The sequence below is a fragment of the Selenomonadales bacterium genome, assembly GCA_017442105.1.
Classification (GTDB): Bacteria; Bacillota; Negativicutes; order RGIG982; family RGIG982; genus RGIG982.
Genome location: JAFSAX010000115.1, coordinates 1 through 4,567, shown reverse-complemented (window position 1 = coordinate 4,567; position 4,567 = coordinate 1). Strand labels below are relative to the sequence as shown.

General features: G+C 51.7%; 5 protein-coding genes. All 5 read left to right on the top strand.

Annotated features, from left to right (window positions below; all coding sequences use genetic code 11):
* Positions 1-992, top strand: a 992-nt coding sequence (locus IJN28_04495; protein MBQ6713031.1) for a hypothetical protein, incomplete at its 5' end; no start/stop codon positions are given.
* Positions 993-1,865 carry a PD-(D/E)XK nuclease family protein gene (locus IJN28_04490; GenBank protein MBQ6713030.1) on the top strand — a complete coding sequence of 291 codons (873 nt, stop codon included), beginning with the start codon at positions 993-995 and terminating at the stop codon, positions 1,863-1,865.
* Positions 1,862-2,563, top strand: a complete 702-nt coding sequence (locus tag IJN28_04485) for an ATP-binding protein (protein MBQ6713029.1) — start codon at positions 1,862-1,864, stop codon at positions 2,561-2,563. Before IJN28_04490 ends, IJN28_04485 begins: the two co-directional genes overlap by 4 nt.
* Before the next feature lie 2 nt (positions 2,564-2,565).
* Positions 2,566-3,012 carry a DUF669 domain-containing protein gene (locus IJN28_04480; protein ID MBQ6713028.1) on the top strand — a complete coding sequence of 149 codons (447 nt, stop codon included), beginning with the start codon at positions 2,566-2,568 and terminating at the stop codon, positions 3,010-3,012.
* A gap of 22 nt (positions 3,013-3,034) precedes the next feature.
* A partial coding sequence (locus tag IJN28_04475) for a DUF927 domain-containing protein (protein MBQ6713027.1) occupies positions 3,035-4,567 on the top strand: 1,533 nt, incomplete at its 3' end.

Below are 4,567 nucleotides of genomic sequence, written 5' to 3'. Positions count from 1 at the left end.
CGGTTGAAGAGAAGATCGATGAGCTGGCAACGGTGCCGTCAACGGACAAGCAGTATCTGAAGCATTTGCGGACAGCGAAAACGTGGCTCCGTAAGGCGGTCGATCTTCGCGTGAGTGCACTCGACAATGATGCGAAGGATGATTTATGGCGTCAGGTGAATCGTATCGAGCCGATCGTATTTATCCCGAGCGCGCAGGCAAAGCACGAGCTGAAGACCTTGCAGGAGGCAGAGAGTGTCGTACATATTCCGATCGATGATTTCCAAGACCTGTACTGCGAGATGATCGAGAAGACGTGCAAGGTCTGCGTGGAGGAAGAGTACAAGGAGTGCGCGATCTACCGCGTGTGTATCGCAAACAATATTTTCCCGCCGTCGCCTGAAGCGGCGCCCGATCGATGCCCGTATACATACGTGGACAATGAGGAAGCTCTGCGTGAGTTGGATAAAAATACAGAGCATCGTCGTATTCGGCAGAACATTGCCGCGCTCGATATGGCCAAAGAAAAGGTCGTTGAGAAGATGAAGGAATGCGATGCACTCCGCGCCGAGGTTACACAGAAGGATATCGAGGTCTGCAAACTTCAGGGCACGATCGAGAAGCTGGAGCGCAAAGTGCAAGAGGAAGGCGCTCTGAATGCGAGCCTGCAAAGAGGTATTGCCGATGATAAGAAGCGGCTCCAGGAAGCACGCAAGCAGATCGAGGAATACGCAAAAACGATCGACGATCTGAAGAAGGAGCGTGCATGGCTTCGTGCAGATGTCGAAGATATGACGCGTCAGCTTGCCGACTACCAAGCGAAGGAGCATCAGCCGACAGGGAAGCTGACGATCTATTTCCGCGGTGGTCAGACGATCACAGATACGTTCACGAAGGAGCAGATCGTGGAACTGCATGCGGCATATGAGGGGCGCAAGCGTATTGAAGTACAGATGGATAACAGGTTGCTCGTAATCGATATGAGTGCGGTAATCGTAATGGAGGTGGAATAAATGGAGGTATTGACGTTTTCGCGTATCAAGGCGCGGAAGAATTGTCCGATGGCAGAGCATATCCGCTATGGTCTGGAGCTTGTGCCGAGAAATAAGAAGAAGTCGCTCGGGCTCGGCTCTGCCATACATCTGGGTCTGGAGACGGATGATATCGATAAGGCTGTTGGATATTTCGACGGGGTGTTTCCCGATTCGCAGGAGGAGGCAAACGAGCTTGAGGTGCAGCGTGCAACGGTCAGAGCGATGCTGACGGGGTATTTTGCTCGCTTCGGCAAGTGGGGCGAGGAGACGATCAGAGAGCTGTCGTTCGATATCCCGATCCGCAATCCGAAGACGGGGGCAGTAAGCCGTTCGTTCCGTCTTCAGGGCAAGATCGATGCTATCACGGTGATTGACGGCAAGACGTGGCTTGTGGAGTACAAGACGGCAAGTCAGATCAACAAGGGATATTTCGATCGGGTGTCGCTCGATGAGCAGATCACGCTGTATATGTATGCGTACAGAGAGAGGTTCGGTGTCAAGCCCGAGGGCGTTATCTATCGCGTGCTGAAGAAGCCGACGATCCGTCAGACGAAGAAGGAGAGCATGGAGCAGTTCTGCAATCGTCTGGAGCAGGATTATGTCGATCGCCCGGACTTCTATTTCTTCGAGCAGAAGTATTATCGCTCGGAGAACGATCTGAAGCAGTTTGAGAAAGAGCTGTGGGCATTTACGCAGCAGTATCTGTATGAGAAGCGCAACGACATCAACTGCAAGAATGCGTCGCGGTGTCTCGATTTCGGGCAGTGCGAGTATATGCCGATCTGTCTCGGTGAGGCGGATCTTGAGCTGGATTATGTCAAAAAAGAAAAGCATGAGGAGCTGAGAGCATGAGTTTGTTACCAACAGTAAAATCGAAACCGAAAACAGAGTGGGAGAATTTCACGACGCTTATCTATGGTGCGCCGAAGACGGGTAAATCGACGCTGGCGAGCCAGTTCGACCATCCTATCTTCCTGGCGACAGAGGCGGGGCTTAATTCGCTCGAGACGTTCAATGTTGCGATCGATTCGTGGGACAAGTTTCTTGAAGTGTGCGGCGAGATCGCGCAGGGCAAGCATGAGTTTAAGACGGTCGTGGTGGATACGGTCGATAATCTGTTCTCGATGTGCAGTGCGTATATCTGCAAGAAGAATAACATTCAGCACGAGTCGGAACTTGACTGGGGCAAGGGATGGAAGCTCGTGAAAGAAGAGTTTGCCCGCGCGATCACGAAGCTGTCGCTTCTGCCGTACGGTCTTCTGCTTATCAGTCATGCAGAGCCGGAGGAGATCAAAACGCGTACGGGCACGATCACGAAATGGCGTCCGACGATGCCGAGACAGGCAAAGGAAAAAGTCCTTCCGATGTGTGATTTTATCTTCTTCTGTACGATCGAGACAGGTTCTGAAGGGGAGCGTCGGTTCGTCTGTACGAAGCCGTCCGAAAATTGGGACGGAGGCGATCGCACGGGTAAGCTTCCGTCGAAGATCAATATGAGTTACGCGGATATTAAAAAAGAATTCGATAAGGCGATCAAGGGAGGTAAATAAAGATGGCAGTAGATTTAAGTATTTTGGATGATGATTTTGAGCAAGCCAAGGAGGCGGATTCTCGTATTCCCGACGGCAAGTATCAGGCGTATATCGATCGTATCGCTGTCGATATCAACGACTATACGGGGGAGCCGCAGCTTGCGATCGAGTTTGTTATCGTGCAGGGAGAGTATGAGGGCAGACGCGTATTCTATCGCAAGCAGTTCGTCAGCAAAGTCTTGCCGTACATCAAGAAGGATCTCAACGTGCTCGGGATCTGTCCGCCGAGACTCTCGCAGCTGGAAGAATATATTCCGCAGGCACTCGATCTCATCTGTGATATCACGATGAGAACGGGCAAGCCGAATGCAGAGGGCAAGACATACCAGGATCCGTATCTCAATAAGGTGGTCGGCAAACGTGATTCTGCCACTATCAATCAGTCGATGAACAGTGCTCCGTTCTAAGCACTGATAAGGGGTTTTTATCATGAACCTTTCGGATATCAAACCGTATTTAACAAATCTAAAAAAGCGGGGCGGGCAATATACGGCTGCCTGCCCTGTCTGCCATGACGATCATCATCTGTACGTCAAGCAGGCGGGCGATAAGGTCTTGATGTATTGCCAGAAGTGCAATGCACAGTTCAAGGATATCATCGATGCACTCGGTATTGAGCCGAAGAGGTCAGACCATACAGACAAGCCTGCTGTGATAGAGCAGTACGATCATATTTACCGCGATACGGACGGGAGCTTTTCGTATGCGAAGCGGAGAACGAAGTATGCAAACGGCAAGAAGAAGTTCACGTTCTGGTATGAGGTGGACGGCCGAAAGGTCTATCGGAAGCCGCCCGAGGCAAATAGTCTGTACAATCTCGACCTGATGGCCAAGGCGACTTCGTGTGAGGTGCTGTATATCGTGGAGGGCGAGAAGTGCGCCGACGCGATGGTAAAGGCAGGCTTTTTGGCGACAACGACGAACGCGGGCGGTAAGGAAAAGATCGTTCTCAGCGAAACGGATATGACGATGCTTCGGAAGTTTTCGCAGAAGGTCGTTATCCCGGACAACGATGCGGTCGGCAAGCAGTATGCGAAGAATTTTAAGGATGCGGATATTCTCGATCTGAAAGACATCTGGCGAGAGGTCGGCGAGAAGGAAGATGTATACGACTATCTGCAGATACATGATGGCAGCGCGATTCGGGAATACAGCTTCACGCCGATCGAGGAGCTGGATGCGAAGGGGATACTCAGGGAGCAGACGTTCGCGAAGATCATGGGCGTACGTGATGAATTTGCACGGCAGCAGCTTGTCTCGCAATATGAACTGCGTGCAAAAGAGCTGAAAGTGTTCCGTACGTTCCAGAAGAATCTGACGGCGTATAAGATCATGGTCGCCAAGCGTGAGATGGCAAATGCGATGAAGCAGACGAATTTCAACGGAGCTGATGTGCAGATCGCGTGCGGTGAATGGATCGCCGACGATTTCGGGATCCGCAAGAATGAGATCAAGTCGAACGGTGATTTTGTCCTCCGATATGCATCGCCGTTTCCTGTGATGCCGAGAGCGATCTTGTACAATCTCGATGAGCAGACAGAGAAGATCAAGCTCGACTTCTGGAAGAACAATGTACAGCAGTCGGTCACGTGCGATCGTTCGACAACGGCGAATGCGAGCCGTATCATTGAGCTGTCAAATAAGGGGCTTGAGGTCAATTCGGACAATGCGAAGTATCTTGTAAAATATATCGCCGATTGTGTGGCGCTCAATCTTGATACGCTGCCAAGGCTGGAATCGATCGGGCGCATGGGGTGGATCGGAGAGCGTTTCATGCCGTATACGGACGATATCGTATTCGACGGAGAGCGGGAGTTTCGGCCGCTGTATGCGGCGATCTGCTCGGCGGGCGATCCGGATGTATGGATAGAAGAGATGCGAAGTGTTCGCGAGAATATCCCTGTTCGTCTTGCGATGGCTGCAAGCTTCGCTTCACCGATCATCGAGAAGGTGGGTGCGCTG